Raw genomic sequence first — 20,335 nt, 5'->3', positions numbered from 1 at the left:
GCTTTGGGGCGGTTGCGATGCGCCCCGACCGTGCCGCCGCGGCTGCACGACGGCACGAAGCCGGGGTTTGGAAGTGCGGGGGTTGAGGCTGGGGCACCGGCCCGATAAGGTCGTACCGATAACAGAATGGCGAGGGACGGATCATGGCGGACGATGCAAACATCAAGGGTCATGCTGCGACCTATGACAGCGTCATCGGCGTGATGAAGATCGGCGCGATCGCCTGTGCGGTGATCGTCGCGATCGTCATCTGGCTGATTTCCTGATCCGATGAAGATCGCCGTCCTCAAGGAGCAGGTGGACGGCGAGCGGCGGGTTGCCGCGACGCCAGAAACCGTCCGCAAGTTCGTCGCGCTGGGCGCGACGCTCGCGGTCGAGGCGGAGGCCGGCCAGTCCGCGTCGATCGCCGACGCCGCCTATGCCGATGCGGGGGCGAGCATCACCGACCGGGCGGCGGCGATTTCGGGTGCGGACATCGTGCTCGGCGTGCAGGCGCCGGATCCGGCAACGCTGGCAGGCGCCGCGCCCGGCGCCTGGGTCGTCGCGAGCTTCAATCCCTTTGGCGAGCGCGCCCGGGTCGATGCCTATGCCGCGGCGGGCCTTGAGGCGCTGGCAATGGAGTTCATGCCGCGGATCACGCGCGCGCAGTCGATGGACATCCTCTCCTCGCAGTCGAACCTGTCGGGCTACAAGGCGGTGCTCGACGCCGCGGCCGAATACGGCCGGGCCTTTCCGATGATGATGACCGCCGCGGGGACGATCAGCGCCGCGCGCGTGTTCGTGATGGGGGTCGGCGTCGCCGGGCTTCAGGCGATCGCGACCGCGCGCCGGCTCGGGGCGCAGGTCTCCGCCACCGACGTCCGCGCCGCGACGCGCGAACAGATCCAGTCGCTCGGCGCGAAACCGATCTTCGTCGAAAGCGTCGCCGGGATCGAGGGCGAGGGGACGGGCGGCTATGCGGGCGAGATGAGCCCCGAATATCAGGCCGCGCAGGCCGAACTCGTCTCCGGGCACATCGCCAAGCAGGACATCGTCATCACCACCGCGCTGATCCCCGGCCGCCCCGCGCCGCGGCTGATCTCGGCCGCGCAGGTCGTGAGCATGAAGCCCGGGTCGGTGATCGTCGATCTCGCGGTCGAACAGGGCGGCAATGTCGAGGGTGCGGTCGCGGGCGAGATCGTCGAGGTGAACGGCGTCAGGATCGTCGGCCACCGCAACGTCCCGAGCCGGCTCGCTGCTGATGCCAGTGCGCTGTTCAGCCGAAATTTGTTCAACTTTCTCAGTGCCTTCTGGGACAGGGAGACGGGGCGGCCGGTGCTCGATGCGGAAATCGGCGACGCGATCCGCCTGACCCGCGACGGCGCGATCGTCAATCCGCGTTTGCAGCCATGACCCGGCACGATACAAAACCCCGTTTGCGTCTCAACATTCGCAACATTCGCGGGGCTCAGGAGGGCTGAGATGGACTTTATCGCGATCCTGTCGATCTTCGTCATGGCCTGTTTCGTCGGCTATTATGTCGTCTGGTCGGTGACACCCGCACTCCACACGCCGCTGATGGCGGTGACCAACGCGATTTCCAGCGTGATCATCGTCGGCGCGCTGATCGCATCCGCCGCGGCGGGATCGCCGGTCGCGAAATATCTCGGGCTGCTCGCGGTCGTGCTGGCGAGCGTCAACATCTTCGGCGGCTTTGCAGTCACCGCGCGAATGCTGGCGATGTACAAGAAAAAGGAACGGCCGGTCGCCAAGTGACCGTCACGGATCCGAGGGGAACTGAGTGATGCATGACGTAGCCGTGAACCCCTGGGTCGCGCTGGCCTATCTCGTCGCCGGCATGTGCTTCATCCTCGCGCTGCGTGGTCTGTCCAGCCCGGCGACGAGCCAGCGCGGCAACCGGTTTGGCATGATCGGCATGACGATCGCGGTCGTCACGACGCTGGTCACGCATCTCAACGTTGGCATCTGGGAGATCGTCGTCGCGATCGGCATCGGTGCCGCGATCGGGCTCGTCACCGCCCGGCGGATCGCGATGACCGCGATGCCGCAGCTCGTCGCCGCGTTCCATTCGCTGGTCGGGCTTGCCGCAGTGCTGGTCGGGGTTGCGGCCTATCTCAACCCGCAGGCATTCGGCATCTCGGACCTGATGATCCCGCTGCTTGGCGATCCGGTCGCGATCATCCGGCCGGTCAGCCGGATCGAGCTGGGGCTGGGCGTCGCGATCGGCGCGATCACCTTCTCGGGCTCGGTCATCGCCTTCCTGAAACTCAACGGCAACATGGGCGGCAAGCCGATCATGCTGCCCGGGCGCCACGTCATCAACATCGCGCTGCTTGCCGCGATCCTCGGGCTGATCGCCTATTTCGTCACCAATCAGGAGCCGTGGATCTTCTGGACGATCACGGCCCTGAGCTTCGTGATCGGCTTCCTGCTGATCGTGCCGATCGGCGGCGCCGATATGCCGGTGGTCGTCAGCATGCTCAATTCCTACTCGGGCTGGGCGGCCGCGGCGATGGGCTTCACGCTGCACAATACCGCGATGATCATCACCGGTGCGCTGGTCGGCTCGTCAGGCGCGATCCTCAGCTACATCATGTGCCGGGCGATGAACCGCAGCTTCATCAGCGTGATCGCCGGCGGGTTCGGACAGTCGGCCGATGCCGGCGGCCCCGCGGCCGCCACCGACCGCCCGTGGAAGCGCGGCTCGGCGGAGGATGCCGCCTTCCTGATGAGCCAGGCCGAACAGGTCGTCATCGTGCCCGGCTACGGCATGGCGGTCGCCCAGGCGCAGCACGTCCTGCGCGAGATGGGCGACAAGCTGAAGGCGGAAGGGGTGCGCGTGAAATATGCGATTCACCCCGTCGCCGGGCGCATGCCGGGGCATATGAACGTGCTGCTCGCGGAGGCGAACGTGCCCTATGACGACGTGTTCGAGCTTGAGGACATCAACAGCGAATTCGCGCAGACCGACGTGGCCTTCGTGATCGGCGCGAACGACGTCACCAATCCGGCGGCCAAGACCGACAAATCGTCGCCAATCTATGGCATGCCGGTGCTCGACGTCGAGAAGGCGAAGACGGTGCTGTTCATCAAGCGGTCGATGGGCGGGGTCGGCTATGCCGGCGTCGACAACGACCTGTTCTACCGCGACAATACGATGATGCTTCTGGCGGATGCGAAGAAGATGGTCGAAGACATCGTCAAGGCGCTCGACTGACGGCGTCCGCCTGTCCGCCGGATCCGCCGAGAACCGACCCATTTGGCGTGTGAATCCGGTACGATCCATGGCCTAATCGCGTCTGGCGGGGGATGCGGCAATGACGGCGATCGACGCGCTATCGGCGGACATACGCTATGATGGCGGTGCCGCTGCGGTTCTGATTGCGGACCTTGGCGGTGCGGGGGCAGGGGATCGGCTCGCGACCGCGCTGGGTGCGCTGGGCGGGCGCCTGATTGCCCGGATCGACTGGCACGTCCCGCTCGATCGGTCCGCGACACCGCGTATCATTCTGGTTGATACGGTGGGGATCAACGCGCCGCTGCTCGCCGAACGGATGGCCCAGATCGTGGCCTGGGCTGCCGATACCGATGCTGCGCTGGTGGTGGCGCTGCGGCCCGACCAGATCGACGCGATCACCGCGCTGACACTGGGCGGTGCGACATCGCTGCTCGTCGATCCCGGGATCGGCGAGTGCGTGGCCGCGGTGGCGATCGCGATCGAACGATCGCGCCAGCCTGCCGGGGTCTTCGACGTCACCCGCGAAAGCGACGGGGCCCGGCTGGAGCGTCTGAGCGCGGAGGTCGGGCGCATTGCCGAGGCGCTTGCCCGGCTGACACAGGCAGATCATGATCGACCGTCCGATCCCCCGGCGATCGTCGGCGATCGATCGGTCGCCTATCAGGCGGCACCCGGGGCGACGCAACACGACGCGACCGACATTCGACGCGCGATCCGCGCGCGGCGGCTGCGCGACCAGTTTTTCGGCGGCACGCTGTTCGAGGATCCGGGCTGGGACATGCTGCTCGATCTCTACGCCGCCGATCTCGAGCGGCGCCGTGTGTCGGTATCGAGCTTGTGCATCGCCGCCGCGGTCGCGCCGACGACGGCGTTGCGCTGGATCGCGCGCATGACCGATAGCGGGCTGTTCGAACGCCAGCCCGATCCGCATGATCGCCGCCGCGCCTATATGGCGCTGTCGCCGCCCGCGCGCGACGCAATGCGTGGCTATTTCGGCGCGGTCCTGCGCAACGAACTGCGGATCGCCTGAACGCATGTGCTTTGGGGCTTGCCCCGACGCCGTAGCTTTGGCATCGGACTCTCACCTCAGGGCCTCATCCCGAGAGGGCGCTTAGCTCAGCTGGTAGAGCGGCTCGTTTACACCGAGTAGGTCGGCGGTTCGAACCCGTCAGCGCCCACCATATCTCCCGACACTGGACGCGGCGGCCGAACCCCGCTTTCATGCTGCCAAGGGAGTTGAGACGCTTATGGCACGACAGAAATTCCGGTGGGTTGCGACGGTGGTCGGGGGTATCCTTCTGGCAGGGGCGGCACAGGCTCGCCTCACGCCGGCAGAAATGCGGGCGGTCGCGACCGTCGACGCCGAGCATGAGCGCTCGATCGCAATGCTCAAGACGCTCGTCGACCAGAATAGCGGCACGATGAACCTCGAAGGGGTCGCCAAGGTCGGCGCGATGGTCCGTGCTGAGCTCGAACCACTCGGCTTTGCGGTGACCTGGAAACCGATGCCACAGACGCAGCGGGCGGGACATCTGATTGCGCGGCACCCGGGCAAGCCTGGCGCCAAACGCCTGTTGCTCATCGGTCATCTCGACACCGTTTTTGAGCCGGATTCGCCGTTTCAACGGTTCGAACGCAAAGGCGAGAGCGCGGCGGGGCCAGGTGCGGGCGACGACAAGGGCGGGATCGTCGTGATGCTGTCGGCGCTGCGCGCGATGAAGGCCGCCGGCCTGCTGGAGGCCGCCGATATCGAGATCGTACTGACCGGCGACGAGGAAGATGCGGGCGACCCGGTGGCGATCGCGCGGGGCGATCTGATCGCAGCGGGCAAGCGCGCCGACATCGCGCTCGACTTCGAAGGCCTGTCGGTCGTCGAGGGTCGCGACATGGGATCGATCGCACGACGGTCGTCGAACGGATGGGTGCTCACCACGTCGGGCAAGACCGGGCACTCGTCGCTGATCTTCTCGGACGCCTATGGTGACGGCGCCATCAACGAGATGGCCCGGATCCTGGCGGCATTTCGCAAGGATCTGCCCGAACCCAACCTGACCTTCAATACGGGTGTGGTTGCGGGTGGTGCGACGGCGACGCTCGACAGCGACGGCGTCCGGGCGAGCGCGACGGGCAAGGGCAATATCATCCCTGCAACCGCGGTCGCCCGTGGCGACTTTCGGACGCTGAGCGAAGATCAGACCATGCGGGTCCGTGCGAAGATGGAGCGGATCGTTGCGGCGCATGCGCCGGGCACGAATGCGACGATCCGGTTCGAAAGCGGGTATCCCGCCATGCCGCCGACGGTGGGAAATCGCGCGCTGCTCGACCGATTGAATCTGGTCAATCGCGACATGGGGCTGCCCGAGATGGCAGCGCTCGATCCGCTCAAGCGGGGTGCGGGCGACATTGCATTCGTTGCGGGCGATGTCGACGGGCTGATCGGGCTCGGAACCGCGAGCAGCGGCGATCATGCACCGGGGGAGACGGTCGACCTTGCGAGCATTCGCCGTCAGGCCAAACGCGCCGCGATCCTGATGGCCCGCCTCTCACGCGAGCCAAAGGATCGGTGACAAGGCTCTACGCCTCGCTGGGCTAGCGGTCGGCGACGTTCGGCTTGGCGGTCGCAACGACTGAATCGTCGTCGCGCAGCTTGAGGAACAGCGTGTCGGTCGGGCGCGGAATTGCGACCGTATTGGCGGTATAGCCGTCGGGAATTGCCGCACCGCCGGTGAACTGCGCGTCTCCGCCAACCGCGGCGAGCAGATACAGCGCGTCACCGGTCAGCAGGCACCGCGGCGCGCCCTTGTCGCAAGTCACGCCCGCGAGTATGGGCAGGCGGACGAGAGTGATGAGCGGCGCCCAATCGCTTTCCACACCGTCTTGCAGCAGGCGGTAGCGTAGCGGGCCATAGGCCGATACGCCCAGCGCCCTGGCCGGTTCGATCGTCGCAATCGCGACCTGTGCGCTCTGGACGCGGTAGCCGTTCGCGGCGGCGATGACGGTCGAGGCGCGTCCGTCGACCGTGGCGATCTCGACCTGTTCGCGTCCGCTGAACCGGGTCGCCCCCGCGCCGCGGATCGAAAAGGTCAGGCTGGCATCGAGCGGCATGACGGTGCTCGACGGCAATATGATCGGCAGCGACGCTGCGTGCGCCGCCGGGGCGATGGTCTTGTCGATGAGTGTGACCGAAGGCCGCGCTAGAGCGACATGCACGGTGACCGGCAGCACGCGACCATCTTTCAGCGTCACCCGCCCCGATCGATCCTGGTCTGCGGTCCAGGCGGCGACCGGAGCAGGCGTGTCGACCGTCATGACGCGTTCGTCGGCTTTGCCGGTTCGTACCACCGCACCAGGGCTGAATACCGCGCCATCGACGCTCAGGGAGGCGACGGTGTCGAGCCGCGTGCCCGTCAGGACACCATGAAGATCGCCGGCGTGCAGCGTGAACGCGTCGATCCGCCCCGTCTCCGTCAAGGCGGTCAGGGCGATCGTGTCGACGTCAGCGATTCCCTGCTGGCGGACGAGCAGGCTGACCTGCCCCGCCGCGATCTGCGCCTTCGGGATCGTTGCGGTGATCCGGCCATCCGGCAATGCGGCCCATTTGAGCGGCTCGGTCGTGCCGGACGTGCGGGCGAGCGCGATGTCCTCGACACAGGCGGCTGCTCCGCCCTCGATCGTCAGGCTGTTATCGCGTCCGGCGATCACTGTGGTGCCCTCGATCGCGCGCCAGCTGTTCGCGCGCGGATTCTGGATGCGAAAGCGTGGACCGTCGAACGGGGTGAAGCCCCATACGCCATGAAGCGTGGCGTCAAAACCAGCTCGCACCTCGCCGCCGTCGCTGCCCGGGCCGGCGAGAAGGAAACCCCCGCGTTCGACATCGGCGCTGACCGGGAGATCGAGCGTGCTGCCGTCGGCACGCGTCACGCGCACCGCCATGGCATGCGCATAGCGCGTGGCATAGATCAGCGGCGCGCCTTCAACCGGAAGCAGCACACCCTCTCGTGCCCGACACAGCGCGCGACCGGGCGCGATCGTGCGCAGCGGCGGCGGCTCGGGCGCCTCGATCGCCGGAAGCGCCGCGACCATGACCGACTTTGGCTTTGCAAAGGAGGGGGCGGCGTTCAGCAACAGCGACAGGCGCGACTCTGCCGCGCGGCCGAGGGCGGGAATATACTGGAACTGGGTCGACTGGAATGCACCGAAAATCCGGGCAAGATCGCGAACGACGCCGATATAGGAGCTGTAATAGCCGTATCCGGCCTCGGGTGTTGCGGCGAGTTGCAAGGCCAGATCGGTGGGGGCGCCGACGAGAGTTTCGGTCAGCGATGCGCTGTGACTGTCGGCCAGCAGCAGCGAGCTCCGGCTCTGCGTCAGGCAGGCCGCCTGAAGATCGATCGCCTGTTCGAGGCATTCGGCCTTGAGCGTGATCGACAGGCTGCGGGTCAGGACGGGTGATACGGCCTCGATGCGTTCGGGATGCGTGCGCTCGAGGCGGTGGATGGAGTCCAGAAACGTGTCGAGCCGCGCGCGGTCGAGCGACGCCTGATTGAGTTCCTGCGAGGCGCGGACGAACGCGCCGGGCTGTTTGCGGACGGCGTCGACGATCGAGTCATAACCCCCGCCGGTTTCCGGCGCGAGAAAGAGGATCAGCTGGCGTGCGCCTGCGGGCACGGTCAGGTCGAGAGTGTTTTTCTTCCGCTCCCACGTCTTGGCCTGTGTGAACCAGTTTTTGGGGGGCGGATTGGTCGCGCCGCGCAGGAATGCGGCCACCAGCAGGTAATGGACACCCTGATCGCGGGGTAAATCCGCACTCACCGCGATCCGGTCGCCTTCGCTGAGATTGGGCACCTGCCCGATCGGCAACGTCGTCGCGCCGTGCGTCACCATGACGTTCAGCGCCGGACCGGACAGGTCGAAGGCCGCGGGGTCGGCCTGTGCCGGGGTGAGCGGCAGCAGCGCGGCGAAGAGCAGCGCGATGCGTCCCGACCGGGTAATCGACGCGCCGAGGGGGAATCGCGAAACAGCCATGGGCGCTACCCGTGGCGGCAGGGCATGGCCATTTTAGGGCGGTGGCGCAGGGTCTAGACCGCGACCTTCGCGTTCGTGCGGCCCTCGTCGCCGAAGATTCGCAGGTACCGAGCAATCTCGCCTGGATCGCCGGTCGCCTTGGCTGGATTGTCCGACAGCTTGACCGCCGGGCGTCCATTGGCCTGCGTCACCTTGGCGACCAGCGAGATCGGCTCGAGTCCGGCCATGCCATCGGGGTCACATCCTCGGAAATCGTTGGTCAGATTGGTCCCCCAGCCAAAACTCATCCGCACTCGGCCGTGGAAATGCCGATAGGTCTCTTCGATCGTGTCGACATCCATGCCGTCCGAGAAGATCAAGAGTCTCGTTTTCGGGTCGCGACCCTGTGCCTTCCACCAAGCAATGATCGCCTCGCCACCGGCGATCGGGGGTGCACTGTCGGGGCGGAAGCCCGTCCAGTCGGCGACCCAGTCGGGCGCGTTGGCGAGGAACGCGCTCGTGCCGAACGCGTCGGGCAACGCGATCAGCAGATTGCCGCCATAATGGCGTCGCCAGTCATCGAGCACCCGGTAGGGGGCATCCGCTATCCCCCGGTCGTCGTCGGCCAGTGCGGCATAGACCATCGGCAATTCATGCGCGTTGGTGCCGATGGCTTCCAGATCGTTGTCCATCGCCAGCAAGACGTTCGACGTGCCGATGAAACGGCTGCCAAGCCCTTCCTTGAGCGCCTCGACGCACCAGCGTTGCCACAGGAAGCCATGGCGGCGGCGCGTACCGAAGTCGGACAAGACCAGATCGGGCAGATCCCTCAGCCGTTCGACCTTGTCCCACAACTTGGCCTTCGCACGGGCATAGATCACGTCGAGCGCGAAACGTCCGCGATCGCGGACCGCCACGCGCGCGCGCAATTCATTGATGATCGCGAGCGCGGGGATTTCCCACATCGTCGTTTCCGCCCAGCAGCCCTCGAAGCGCAGCTCGAACTGTCCGTCGACGGTCCGCAGCTCGTATTCGGGCAGCCGGAAGGCGGCAAGCCACTGCAGGAATTCGGGCGCAAACATGCGATCCTGGCCATAGAAGCTGTTGCCAGCGAGCCAGATCAGCTCCTTCTTCCCGAACCGCACCGTGCGCGCATGATCGAGTTGCGCGCGCAGTTCGCCTTCGTCGATGATGTCCGCCAGCCGCACGCTCGTCGTGCGGTTGATCAGGGTAAAGGTCGTCTGCACCTTGGGATGCAGGTGACGGATCATCTGCAACATCAGCAGCTTGTAGAAATCGGTATCGAGCAGGCTGCGGACGATCGGATCGAGCCGGAAGCCGTGGTCATAGGTACGCGTGGCAATATCGGTGACGGCCATGCCGATCTCCTTCCGGGGCGTTCAGCGCAGCAATGCAACGATATCGCGTGCAATGTCCGCTGGCAGTCGCGAAGCGCCGGCCTCGACCGTCGATACGGTCGCCCAGCGGCCGAGCAGGCCTGCCGCCGCCATCGCGGCATAGTTGACGCGGACGCGGTCCTGGAGCCCGGTATCCGCTTCGTAAGCGTCGAACGCATCGTCGGTATAGGATCGCTTGCGCTTCTGGCGGATCAGCCCGCGTGCAATGTCTGCCGGGGTATCGAGGTAGACGGACAGATCCGGCGTCGGCAGGGCAAAGCTGCGCGTCTCGAGATCCGCGATCCAGGCCATCATCGTATCCGCTTCGTCGACGGGCACCTGCGCCGCCTGATACGCCATGTTCGACGCGATATAACGGTCGAACACGACGACGTCGTTCGCCGCCATCGTTGCCATCAGGTGATCGCGCGATTCCATCCGGTCGAGCGCGTAGAGCACCGCGGCGGCCTTTGGCGTCGTGCCGCGTGGTAGTGTGCCCGCGAGCATCGCCCCCAGCGCCCAGCCGCCGACCGTGTCCGTATAGCGCGGGAACGAAATGACCGCGGCGCTGCGCCCGGCGGCCTGCAACTGCTCGACGACCAGTGCGGAGGCCGTGGCCTTACCGGCGCCGTCGGCACCTTCGATAGCGAGGAGGAAGCTCATCGCGCTCCCCTAACCGACCGGCGCGTGCAGGTCGATAAAGCTGTGCTGAAGCGAATATACGGGAAGTGCGGCCTGGCGGAGATGTCGGCCGCCCTTGGCGATGCCGCGAATCATTCAATCGGCCACCACCGCCCAGCGCGTCATTGGCAAAGTTTCTGGTGGTGGCGGATCACCTCGTCGATGATGAACCGCAAAAACTTTTCGGAGAATTCCGGATCGAGCTGGGCTTCTTCGGCAAGCCGACGCAACCGCGCGATCTGACGCTCCTCACGTCCGGGATCGGCAGCCGGCAGCCCGTGCTCCGCCTTGTGCCGGCCAACCGCCTGCGTCACCTTAAATCGCTCGGCAAGCATATGAATCAGTGCCGCATCGATGTTGTCGATGCTCTGGCGATAGCCGCTCAGCAGGTCGTCGGGCATCGTGTAACCTCCACCTATTGCCGTCGCCTGCCTTTTGGTGAGGGTTTGCCAAGCCGGCAAGGGTTGCTTTGCGAGGCCGTAACCGTCAGAGGCACGGGCAGATGAGCGCCACCGTCCACCGCCTCGACTCCCCTCGTTCGAATCCCGGGCCACAGCCTTCGCTGGACCCGATGGTCAAGCTCGTCACCACCGACATGGACCAGGTCAATGCGGTGATCGTCGCGCGCATGACCTCCGATATTCCGTTGATCCCCGAACTGGCGGGTCATCTGATCGCGGGCGGGGGCAAGCGGATGCGCCCGATGCTGACGCTCGCAAGTGCACAGCTGCTGGACTATGCCGGGACGCAGCATCACCTGCTCGCGGCGGCCGTCGAATTCATCCACACCGCGACGTTGCTGCATGACGACGTCGTCGATGGCTCTGACCTGCGGCGTGGGAACCGCACGGCGAACATCATCTGGGGCAATCCCGCGAGCGTATTGGTCGGCGACTTCCTGTTCAGCCGCAGCTTCGAACTCATGGTCGAGGCGGGCAGCCTGAAGGCGCTCAAGATCCTTTCATCGACCAGCGCGGTCATCGCCGAGGGCGAGGTCAACCAGCTGACGGCGGCCCGCCGCGTCGATCTGGGCGAGGAGCGCTATCTCGACATCATCGGCGCAAAGACCGCAGCGCTGTTCGCTGCCGCCTGCCGAATCGCCGCCGTGGTGGCCGATCGGCCCGAGAATGAAGAGGCGGCACTCGACGCCTATGGCCGCAACCTCGGCATTGCCTTCCAGCTTGTTGACGACGCGATCGACTATGTTTCGGATGCGGACACGATGGGCAAGGATGCGGGCGACGATTTCCGCGAAGGCAAGATGACCCTGCCGGTGATCCTCGCCTATGCGCGCGGGTCGGCCGAGGATCGTCAATTCTGGAAGGATGCGGTCGAGGGGCGTCGTGACACCGATGCCGACCTGCAGCATGCCGTGCGCCTGATCCGGGCAACCCGCGCGATCGACGACACGTTTGCGCGGGCGCGACATTATGGTCAGCGGGCGATCGATTCGATTGCGGGCTTTGCCAATGGCGAGGCGAAGGACGCGATGATCGAAGCGGTCGAGTTTGCGGTGGCTCGCGCTTATTAAGTTCAACCGGCTGAGGCAGACACAATAACGGCGGCCGATCGCTCGGCCGCCGCATCTTCGTTTACCGAGCAAAAAAGCTCAGCGGCACTTGACGTTACCGCGGTCGACCGACCGTCCGAGCAGTGCACCGCCACCGGCACCCGCCAGCGTTCCAAGCGTGCCGCCGCCGATCAGATTGGCAAGAACGCCGCCACCGAGTGCGCCAATCACAAGCCCGGTCGTGCCATCGTTGCGCTTGCAATAGGCCCGGCCATCGTTGCCGCGATAGATGCGATCATTGCGGCCGAGACGACGCTCGCGGTAATTGCCGTTCTGATAGCTGCGCGACGGATCCCAGTTGCGATCGTCACCGCGCCAGTTGCGGTCGTTGCCACGGCGCGAGTCGTTGTTCCGGCGGTCGTCATGGCCCCGGCGGTCGTCATGGCGCTGGGCAGCGGCTTCGACAGGCACCATTGCGGGGGCGACGACGGCAACGGACATCAATGCAGCGATAAAATGCTTCTTCATCGGGTATTACTCCAGAACTATACTAGGATAACCCGCGCAACGCCCCAAAGGTTCATATCGCCGTGTGGCGCGTCATCGAGCATGGCTGACCGTCGCCCGTCTCGACCTGCAACGTGGCATGGCCGATCCCGAAACGCTCCTGCAGCATCGTGCGGGTCGAGGTGAGGAACGGATCGCCGGGATGGCCGCCCGGCATGACCAGGTGCGCGGTCAGGACGGGCTCCGTTGTGCTCATCGGCCAAATGTGCAGATCATGGATCGCCGTCACGCCGGGCAGGGTGCATAGCGCCTCGTCGACCTGGTCGAATTCGATCCCGCGCGGCACCGCGGACAGCGCCATTTCGACGGTCTCACGCAGCAATCCCCAGGTTTGCCAGAAGATCAGGACCGCGATGACGATGGAGACCGCCGGGTCGATCCATGAGATCCCGGTCTGCCAGATCAGCACGCCCGCGATCACGACCCCCGCCGATACCAGCGCGTCCGCGGCCATGTGCAGATAGGCGCCACGGATGTTGACGTCCCCCTTGCGACCGCGCGCGAACATCCAGGCGGTGATCGCATTCACCGCGATGCCGATCCCGGCCACCATCGATACGGTTAGGCCCGCCGTGGGCGTTGGGTCTGCGAAACGCTGTGTCGCCTCGAGCAGGATCGCCCCGAGCGCGACGAGCAACAGCAGCGCATTGGTCAACGCGGCAAGGATCGTCGACCCCTTCAGCCCATAGGTAAAGCGCTTGGTCGGCTCGGTTCGCGCGAGCATCGTTCCCCCCCAGGCGACGACCAAGCCAAGTACATCGGAGAGATTATGCCCGGCGTCCGCGAGCAGCGAAACCGAGTTGATCCGCAATCCGACCAAGGCCTCGACCGCGACAAACGCCACGTTGAGCCCGATCCCGATCGCAAACGCGCGGTCGAACGATGCCGGAGCATGGCTGTGTGCATGTGCGTGCCCATGTCCTGCATGCCCGTGTGCATGCCCGTGCCCGTGTCCGCCCAAAGCCCATGCTCCAATGATTCGGCCGGCGCGTAGCATCCGTCTTGCATGTGATACTAGGACGCCGCGCGATGGGATTGCAGGCCGGGGGCAAGTATCGGCAATACAGTGGTTTTCGCCGGGTTTGCGCTCAGCCCTCGGTCGCGAGCGCCTTCAACCGGTAAAGCGCGCCGAGCGCGTCGCGCGGGCTCATCGCATCGATGTCGAGCTTCGCCAGGTCTTCGCGCAGCACGTCGCACGCCACCTCCTCGATCTGCGCGGCGGCCGCGAACAGCGGAAGATCATCCAGCCCCGCCGCCAGGCCGCCAGTTTTGGCACGCCCGGCTTCCAGCTTGGCAAGCACCGCTTTCGCCCGCTGCACGGTGACCGGCGGCATGCCGGCGAGGCGCGCGACGGCCAGACCGTAGCTGCGATCCGCCGGCCCGTCGGCGAGTTCGTGGAGCAGGACGAGTTCGCCCTTCCACTCGCGCGCGCGAACGTGATGCAGCGACAGCGCCTCGCAGCGTTCGGCAAGCCGGGTCAGCTCGTGATAATGCGTCGCGAACAGGCAGCGGCATCGATTGTCCTCGTGGATCGCCTCGACCACGGCCCAGGCGATCGCGAGGCCGTCATAGGTGGAGGTGCCGCGACCGACTTCGTCGAGGATCACGAAGCTGCGCGGCGTCGCCTGTGCGAGGATGGCGGCGGTTTCGACCATTTCGACCATGAAGGTCGAGCGGCCGCGCGCGAGATTGTCCGACGCGCCGACGCGACTGAACAATCGGTCGACGAGACCCAGCGTGGCCTTGGTCGCCGGCACATAGCTTCCGGCCTGCGCCAGGACCGCGATCAGTGCATTCTGGCGCAGGAAGGTCGATTTGCCGCCCATGTTCGGGCCCGTGACGAGCCACAGTCGCGAGGATTCCGACAGGTTGCAGTCGTTGGCGACGAACCGGTCGCCCGACTTGGCGACGGCGGCCTCGACGACCGGGTGTCGGCCTCCTTCGATCTCGAAACAGGCATGGTCGACCAGGATCGGGCGCGACCACTGCCCCTCGGCCGCGCGCTCGGCGAGACCGGCGGCGACATCGAGCCGAGCGAGCGCATCGGCGGTCGCGGCAATTGCCTCGCGGCCGGCGAGCGCCCGTGCGGTGAGGTCCTCGAGATGGGCCGACTCCGCTGCCGTGGCATGTGCACCCGCCTGCGACACCTTCGTTGCGACATCGTGCAGCGCGGGCGTGTTGAAGCGTACGACACCTGCGAGCGTCTGGCGGTGCGTGAAACCGCTGTCGGGCTTCATGAGCGAATCGGCAGCTCGTGCAGGGACCTCGACATGATAGCCGAGCACGCCATTGTGGCGGATCTTGAGCGCGGACACGCCGGTCGAGGTGCGAAACTCGGCCTCCAGTGCGGCGATCGCGCGGCGTCCCCCAGCGCCGGTATCGCGCAGGTCGTCGAGAGCGGCGTCATATCCCGCCGCGATATACCCCCCGTCGGAGGCTTCGATCGGTGGCGATGGTACGAGCGCACGCTTGAGCAGGTCGATCAGGCTGCCATGCCCGCGCAACAGCGGTGCGACGTCGCTGAGCAGGCGCGGCGGATCGGTAAGTGCATCGAGCCGCTCCCCCAGGTTCCAGGCGCCGTCGAGACCGTCGCGCAACTGGCCAAGATCGCGCGGTGATCCTCGACCCGCGGCGAGGCGGCCGAGCGCCCGGCCGATGTCCGGCAGCGCGCGCAGCGTCGCGCGCAACCGTTCGCGCAGCGCCTGGTCGTCATGGAACAACCGGACGAGGTCGAGCCGCGCGTCGATCGCGGCCTTGTCCATCAGCGGCGCGCCGAGATCGGCACCGAGAAGTCGCGCACCGGCACCGGTGACGGTGCGATCGACCGCGTCGAGCAGGCTCCCCTTGCGGACGCCGCCGGTGGTGCAGGTCAGTTCGAGGCTGTCCCGCGTCGCGGCGTCGATCGCCATCACCTGTGCTGCCCGCCCGATTCGCGGCGGCCGCAGGAAGGGCAGCGCGCCCTTCGCATTATGTTCGAGATACGCGACCAGACCGCCCGCCGCGGCCAGCGCGGCCCGCCCGAACTGTCCGAAGCCGTCGAGGGTCGCGACGCCGTAGATCCGCTTGAGCCGTGCTTCGCCCGCACTGCTGTCGAAATCGCTCCTGGGGCGCAGCGTCGTGGCGGCCTCTGCAAAACCGCTCGTCTCGGCGACGACGATCTCGGCCGCGGCAAGTCGCGCGAGTTCGGCTCCGACCGCGTCGTCCGCAACGTCGATGACCTCGAACCGGCCGGTGGACACGTCGGCTGCGGCAATCGCGACGGATCCCCCGGCTTCACCGATCGCCACGCACCAATTGTCGCTGCGCGCGTCGAGCAAGGCTTCCTCGGTCAGCGTGCCCGCGGTCACGACGCGGACGATCGCGCGGGCGACCAGCGCCTTCGATCCGCCGCGCGCCTTTGCCTCAGCCGGACTCTCGACCTGCTCGGCGATCGCGACGCGGTGTCCGGCCTTGATCAGCCGCTGGAGATAGGCGGTGGCCGCGTGCACCGGCACGCCGCACATCGGGATCGGCTTGCCCTCATGCTCGCCGCGGGCAGTCAGCGCGATGTCGAGCACCGCCGCAGCGATGCGCGCATCGTCCATGAACAGCTCGAAAAAATCGCCCATGCGGTAGAACAGCAGGCAATCCTGCGCCTCGGCCTTGAGGCTGAGATACTGCGTCATCATCGGGGTAGCGGCGGGAGTGGACATCGGCGCGGGGTAGCGAAAACCGTCCGCACGTCCAATAGCACTGCGAAGGGTTCCCAAGGGGTGACGAACAGCCACGCGTTCCGTAAAGGCAGGGGCTCCCCCTGCAGATACCCCCGAGGCCTCGCTTATGTCCGACGACAATAATCTCCAGTTCTCCGAACGCGAAGCGCTGCTGTTCCATTCGGAAGGCCGTCCCGGGAAGCTCGAGATCATTGCGTCCAAACCGATGGCGACGCAGCGCGACCTCGCGCTCGCCTACTCGCCCGGCGTGGCGATTCCGGTGCAGGCGATCGCCGACGATCCCTCGACCGCCTATGACTATACCGCCAAGGGCAATCTGGTCGCGGTGATCTCGAACGGCACCGCGATCCTCGGCATGGGCAATCTCGGCGCGCTCGCGTCGAAGCCGGTGATGGAGGGCAAGGCGGTGCTCTTCAAGCGCTTCGCCGACGTCGATTCGATCGACATCGAGCTGAAGACCGAGGATGTCGATCGCTTCATCGATGCGGTCGAGCTGATGGAGCCGACGTTCGGCGGCATCAACCTTGAAGACATCAAGGCGCCAGAATGCTTCATCATCGAGCAGACGCTGCGCGAGCGGATGAATATCCCCGTATTTCATGACGATCAGCACGGCACCGCGATCATCTGTGCGGCCGGGCTGATCAACGCCTGCCTCGTGACCGGGCGCAAGCTTGGCGACATCAAGCTGGTCGTGAACGGCGCGGGCGCGGCGGCGATTGCGTGCACCGAGCTGATGAAGGCGATGGGCGTGCGGCCCGACAACGTCATCATGTGCGACCGTACCGGCGTGATCTACCAGGGTCGCGACGATGTGAACCAGTGGCAGTCGGCGCATGCCACGACGAGCAGCGCGCGGACGCTGACCGAGGCGCTGGTCGGCGCCGACGTGTTCCTCGGCCTGTCGGCGGCAGGCGCGCTCAAGCCCGAGATGGTCAAGGACATGGCGGCCGCGCCGATCATCTTCGCGATGGCCAATCCCGAGCCCGAAATCCGCCCCGAACTGGCGATGGCTGCGCGTCCCGACGCGATCGTCGCGACGGGACGGTCGGATTATCCGAACCAGGTCAACAACGTGCTGTGCTTCCCGTTCATCTTCCGCGGCGCGCTCGACGTCCGCGCGACGGGGATCAACGACGCGATGAAGATCGCCGCGGCCAATGCGATCGCCGAGCTCGCGCGCGAGCGTGTGCCCGAGGAGGTCGCGCTGGCCTATGGCGTCAGCCACAGCTTCGGCCCTGCCTATATCATCCCTGCGCCGTTCGATCCGCGGCTGATGGAGGTCGTTCCCGTCGCGGTTGCCAAGGCGGCAATGGCATCGGGCGTCGCGACCAAGCCGATCCTCGACATCGAGGCGTATCGCCAGTCGCTGCGCGCGCGTCTCAACCCGACCACCTCGGTGCTGTCGATGGCCTATGAGGGCGCGCGGGCGCATCCCAAGCGCGTGATCTTCGCCGAGGGCGAGGAAGAGGTCGTGCTGCGCGCGGCGATCGCGTTCAAGGAGGGCGGCTATGGCACGCCGGTGCTGGTCGGCCGCGACGACGTGCCCGACCGGTTGCGCGCGCTGGGCGTCACCGACCCCGAGAGCTTCGAGCTGCACAACAGCCGCGTCTCGCCGCTCGTGCCGAAGATGGTCGAGCTGCTCTATGCCCGGCTCCAGCGTCGCGGTTACCTGCGGCGCGACTGCGAGCGGATGGTGAACCAGGATCGCAACATCTTCGGTGCGCTGCTGCTGCAGCTCGGCGAGGGCGATGCGATGATCACCGGCATCACGCGCACGTACGGCGAGACGATGCGCCAGATCTACCGCGTGATCGATCCGGCGGCGGGCAAGACGCCGTTCGGCATCCACCTGCTCGTCGGGCAGAGCCACACGGTGTTCATCGCCGACACCACGGTCAACGAACGTCCGACCGCCGAACAGCTCGCCGATTTCGCCGAGCAGACCGCGGCGGTCGCGCGTCGCATGGGGCATGAGCCGCGCGTCGCGTTCCTGAGCTATTCGAACTTCGGCAACCCGAAGGGCGAGTGGCTCGACAATATCCGCGACGCGGTGACCGTGCTCGACGGCCGTCAGGTCGGGTTCGAATATGAGGGCGAGATGGCGCCGGACGTGGCGCTCAACCCGAAGCAGCTGGCGAACTATCCGTTCGCGCGGCTGTCGGGGCCGGCGAACGTGCTGATCATGCCGGGTCTTCAGTCGGCGCATATCTCGGCCAAGCTGCTGCGCGAGCTGGGTGGCGATTCGGTGATCGGGCCAATGCTGATCGGCATGGAGAAGCCGGTGCAGGTGGCACCGATGACGAGCACGGCGAGCGAGCTGGTGACGCTGGCGGTGCTCGCGGCGGGTNAAGCGCCGGATGAGGGCACGTTGGGGAGCCTTGCGCTTCACCACGTGCCCTCACCCTCCCACCGCTGCGCGGCGGGCCCCTCCCTCTCCCCCGGGGGGAGAGGGGTTTGTGATCAAGCGTCGATGCTGGTGCCTAGCGAGGCGTGGACGAGGCCGCCGTCGACGGTGATGGTTTCGCCGATCACGTAATCGCCGGCGCGGCTGGCGAGGTAGATCGCGGCGCCGGCCATGTCCTCGTCGACACCGACCCGCTTGGCCGGGATCCCCTGCGCGACAGCGTCGCCGTGATCGCGGGCGGCCTTGTTCATGTCGCTGGCGAACGCACCGGGGGCGATCGAGGTGACGTTGATCGAATCGGTCACGAGCCGCGCGGCCATGCGCTTGGTCAGATAGATCAGCGCCGATTTCGACGCGTGATAGCTGTAGGTTTCCCATGGATTGAGGCGCTGGCCGTCGATCGAGGTGATGTTGATGACCTTGGCCGGCCGGTCGCGCGAGCCCGAGGCCTTGAGTGCGGCGTGAAGCGCCTGGGTCAGGAAGAAGGGCGATTTGACGTTCAGGTCCATGACCTTGTCCCAGCCAACCTCCGAAAATTCCTCGAACGGGACGCCCCAGGCCGCGCCCGCATTGTTGACGAGGATGTCGAGCCGGCTCTCATGCTCGGCGAACTGCGCCGCGAGCGCCTTGCAGCCGGCGACGGTCGAGACGTCCTGCGGCAGCGCGATGCAGTTAGGGCCAAGTTCGGCCGCCGCGGCTTCGCAGACATCGGCCTTGCGCGACGAGATATAGACCTTCGCGCCCTGTGCTATGAAGCCCGCCGCGATCATCTTGCCGATGCCGCGGCTGCCGCCGGTGATCAGCGCGACGCGGCCGTCGAGACGGAACAGGGTGGTCGTATCCATGCGGCATCCTCCAGAGATTTTTGCGACTGGTATCGCCGCGCGGCCTGCGCCGCAAACCCGTTTTTCGAATCGGCGTGGTTTGACGAGGTGGTGCGCCGTACTGTCATCGCAAAGCCGGCGATCGTGCGCTCTTTTGTTCCGTGCGGGACAAGGATCCCTGCCTGCATGCGCTTGTCCGCGGCATCGACGGCAGAGCAGCGGGCAAGGGGGCAGCGTGGCCGGGCTAAAAAGGGGCTCGTCGGCGCGGCAACACGCTTCGTCGGATATGGTTCCGCGGCGACTTTCAATTAAATCGAACCTCCCGTAGCCAGACTGTGACGAACGGGTTTTGACCGGGGGGTCTCGATGAATTTCAAGGCGTTAGCAGCGCGTTTTGCGCTGGTGGTATCGTGCGGCCTGATGACGGCCACACCGGCAGCGGCCCAGTTCTGGCAGTGCGTGACGTTTGCCCGCTCGGTGTCGGGCATCGAGATCCGCGGCAATGCCAACACCTGGTGGAGCCAGGCCGAGGGCCGCTACGAGCGTGGCCATGCACCAAAGGCCGGTGCCGTCCTCGCTTTCTCGCCCACCTCGCGGATGCGCGTCGGCCATGTCGCGATGGTCTCGAAGGTCGTCAGCGACCGCGAAGTGCTCCTGACCCATGCCAATTGGTCGCGTCGCGGTGCGATTGAAACCAATGTCCGCGCGATCGACGTGTCCGACGCGGGTGACTGGAGCATGGTCAAGGTCTGGTACGGGCCGCAGGGCGATCTCGGCACCTCGGCCTATCCGACCAAGGGCTTCATCTATTCAGGCCATGCGCCGCGTGGCGACATGCTCGACGCCCCCGCGCAGCCGTCGCTTCAGATGGTCAGCGCGCCCAGCGCGACGCAGCGTGCCAACGCCGCCCAGCTCGCCACGGTGCAGCATGGCCCGACCGACCCCCGCGGCATCTTCACGCTCGTAAACGACCCGGGCTGAACCCGTTAAGCGA

The 20,335-nt window shown here is 66.3% G+C and carries 17 protein-coding genes, 1 tRNA gene and 1 pseudogene; 10 read left to right on the top strand and 9 right to left on the bottom strand.

All coding sequences use genetic code 11. From position 1 onward, the window contains the following. Positions 1-143 precede the first annotated feature (143 nt). The 7 genes from IFS44_RS06860 (at position 144) to IFS44_RS06830 (ending at position 5,805) form a co-directional block, all read left to right on the top strand. Positions 144-266, top strand: coding sequence for an aa3-type cytochrome c oxidase subunit IV (locus IFS44_RS06860; protein WP_031396100.1), 123 nt, complete (start codon positions 144-146; stop codon positions 264-266). A 4-nt stretch (positions 267-270) separates the two neighbouring features. Beyond that, positions 271-1,392 (top strand): NAD(P) transhydrogenase subunit alpha, encoded by a 1,122-nt coding sequence (locus IFS44_RS06855; RefSeq protein WP_192097979.1) that lies wholly within the window; start codon positions 271-273, stop codon positions 1,390-1,392. Positions 1,393-1,461: 69 nt separating this feature from the next. Then, positions 1,462-1,755 (top strand): NAD(P) transhydrogenase subunit alpha, encoded by a 294-nt coding sequence (locus IFS44_RS06850; RefSeq protein ID WP_031394789.1) that lies wholly within the window; start codon positions 1,462-1,464, stop codon positions 1,753-1,755. A 28-nt stretch (positions 1,756-1,783) separates the two neighbouring features. Beyond that, positions 1,784-3,217, top strand: a complete 1,434-nt coding sequence (locus tag IFS44_RS06845; RefSeq protein ID WP_192097978.1) for an NAD(P)(+) transhydrogenase (Re/Si-specific) subunit beta — start codon at positions 1,784-1,786, stop codon at positions 3,215-3,217. Between the two features lie 100 nt (positions 3,218-3,317). Then, complete coding sequence (locus IFS44_RS06840; RefSeq protein ID WP_192097977.1) at positions 3,318-4,268, top strand: hypothetical protein; 951 nt, start codon at positions 3,318-3,320, stop codon at positions 4,266-4,268. Between the two features lie 75 nt (positions 4,269-4,343). Next, positions 4,344-4,419: transfer RNA gene (locus IFS44_RS06835), tRNA-Val, on the top strand. Positions 4,420-4,485: 66 nt separating this feature from the next. After that, positions 4,486-5,805 (top strand): M20/M25/M40 family metallo-hydrolase, encoded by a 1,320-nt coding sequence (locus IFS44_RS06830; protein ID WP_192097976.1) that lies wholly within the window; start codon positions 4,486-4,488, stop codon positions 5,803-5,805. 22 nt (positions 5,806-5,827) lie between these two features. Here the strand turns inward: IFS44_RS06830 and IFS44_RS06825 are convergent, their stop codons facing one another. The 4 genes from IFS44_RS06825 to IFS44_RS06810 form a co-directional block, all read right to left on the bottom strand. Further along, positions 5,828-8,263, bottom strand: a complete 2,436-nt coding sequence (locus IFS44_RS06825) for a hypothetical protein (protein ID WP_192097975.1) — start codon at positions 8,261-8,263, stop codon at positions 5,828-5,830. Positions 8,264-8,316: 53 nt separating this feature from the next. Next, positions 8,317-9,621, bottom strand: coding sequence for a nicotinate phosphoribosyltransferase (gene pncB, locus IFS44_RS06820; protein WP_192097974.1), 1,305 nt, complete (start codon positions 9,619-9,621; stop codon positions 8,317-8,319). 21 nt (positions 9,622-9,642) lie between these two features. Further along, positions 9,643-10,302 (bottom strand): thymidylate kinase, encoded by a 660-nt coding sequence (locus tag IFS44_RS06815; RefSeq protein WP_031395532.1) that lies wholly within the window; start codon positions 10,300-10,302, stop codon positions 9,643-9,645. A 140-nt stretch (positions 10,303-10,442) separates the two neighbouring features. Continuing rightward, entirely contained in the window at positions 10,443-10,721 is a 279-nt protein-coding gene (locus tag IFS44_RS06810) for a chorismate mutase (RefSeq protein WP_031395533.1), read from the bottom strand. 101 nt (positions 10,722-10,822) lie between these two features. Here IFS44_RS06810 and IFS44_RS06805 point away from each other — a divergent pair, with 101 nt between their 5' ends. After that, positions 10,823-11,851: a polyprenyl synthetase family protein gene (locus tag IFS44_RS06805; RefSeq protein WP_056406890.1), complete on the top strand. Its 1,029-nt coding sequence runs from the start codon at positions 10,823-10,825 to the stop codon at positions 11,849-11,851. 78 nt (positions 11,852-11,929) lie between these two features. Here the strand turns inward: IFS44_RS06805 and IFS44_RS06800 are convergent, their stop codons facing one another. The 3 genes from IFS44_RS06800 to mutS all read right to left on the bottom strand — a co-directional run bounded on the left by IFS44_RS06800 (position 11,930) and on the right by mutS (position 16,065). Next, positions 11,930-12,358: a glycine zipper 2TM domain-containing protein gene (locus IFS44_RS06800; RefSeq protein ID WP_031395535.1), complete on the bottom strand. Its 429-nt coding sequence runs from the start codon at positions 12,356-12,358 to the stop codon at positions 11,930-11,932. Between the two features lie 52 nt (positions 12,359-12,410). Beyond that, complete coding sequence (locus IFS44_RS06795) at positions 12,411-13,394, bottom strand: cation diffusion facilitator family transporter (RefSeq protein WP_192097973.1); 984 nt, start codon at positions 13,392-13,394, stop codon at positions 12,411-12,413. A gap of 91 nt (positions 13,395-13,485) precedes the next feature. Beyond that, positions 13,486-16,065, bottom strand: coding sequence for a DNA mismatch repair protein MutS (mutS, locus tag IFS44_RS06790; RefSeq protein WP_192098194.1), 2,580 nt, complete (start codon positions 16,063-16,065; stop codon positions 13,486-13,488). Between the two features lie 151 nt (positions 16,066-16,216). On the opposite strand from mutS, the pseudogene IFS44_RS06785 reads away from it, so the two are divergent. After that, a pseudogene (locus IFS44_RS06785) lies at positions 16,217-18,460 on the top strand (NADP-dependent malic enzyme); the annotation flags it as partial. A gap of 113 nt (positions 18,461-18,573) precedes the next feature. On the opposite strand, the gene IFS44_RS06780 reads toward IFS44_RS06785, so the two are convergent. Together IFS44_RS06780 and IFS44_RS21895 are read right to left on the bottom strand one after the other, a co-directional pair. Beyond that, on the bottom strand, positions 18,574-19,362 hold the full coding sequence (locus tag IFS44_RS06780) for an SDR family oxidoreductase (RefSeq protein ID WP_159512323.1): 789 nt from the start codon (positions 19,360-19,362) through the stop codon (positions 18,574-18,576). Next, positions 19,317-19,529 carry a hypothetical protein gene (locus tag IFS44_RS21895; protein ID WP_206757819.1) on the bottom strand — a complete coding sequence of 71 codons (213 nt, stop codon included), beginning with the start codon at positions 19,527-19,529 and terminating at the stop codon, positions 19,317-19,319. Before IFS44_RS21895 ends, IFS44_RS06780 begins: the two co-directional genes overlap by 46 nt. 178 nt (positions 19,530-19,707) lie before the next feature. Between IFS44_RS21895 and IFS44_RS06775 the strand changes: the two genes are divergently transcribed. Continuing rightward, positions 19,708-20,322 (top strand): CHAP domain-containing protein, encoded by a 615-nt coding sequence (locus IFS44_RS06775; protein ID WP_192097972.1) that lies wholly within the window; start codon positions 19,708-19,710, stop codon positions 20,320-20,322. Positions 20,323-20,335: the final 13 nt, after the last annotated feature.

It is taken from the genome of Sphingomonas sp. CFBP 13706 (assembly GCF_014842355.1).
In the GTDB taxonomy this organism is placed as follows: domain Bacteria; phylum Pseudomonadota; class Alphaproteobacteria; order Sphingomonadales; family Sphingomonadaceae; genus Sphingomonas; species Sphingomonas aerolata.
Note: the sequence above shows the minus strand (reverse complement) of the source record. Positions and strands in the feature narration are given on the sequence as shown.